Source organism: Dysgonomonas sp. 521, from assembly GCF_010501055.1.
In the GTDB taxonomy this organism is placed as follows: domain Bacteria; phylum Bacteroidota; class Bacteroidia; order Bacteroidales; family Dysgonomonadaceae; genus Dysgonomonas.
Genome location: NZ_QVMO01000249.1, coordinates 1 through 250, shown reverse-complemented (window position 1 = coordinate 250; position 250 = coordinate 1). Strand labels below are relative to the sequence as shown.

Sequence of the window (250 nt, the reverse complement as noted above, 5' to 3'; positions counted from 1 at the left end):
GTTGCCGAAGGTGCTATCACTTACCAATGGGAAAAATGGAACACATACCTGCAGGTATTTGAAACCGTTCCCGGAGCAACCAGTGCAACTTACGTTGTAAACCGCTCGGTAGCCAAAGACGCCGGTCTTTACCGTGTCGTTGTTACCGGTGGCAAAGGAACTGCTTGTGGTAAGAAAGTCATTCCGAGTGACGAAGTCAATGTACAGGTAAACCCGAACGGACTCTGTCAGATCACCTACGCTTCCAGCG

1 protein-coding gene is annotated in these 250 nt (G+C 50.0%); it reads left to right on the top strand.

Going from position 1 to position 250, the window contains the following annotated elements:
• The coding region (locus D0T84_RS22395) for a hypothetical protein (protein WP_221413172.1) at positions 1-250 on the top strand (250 nt) is incomplete at both ends.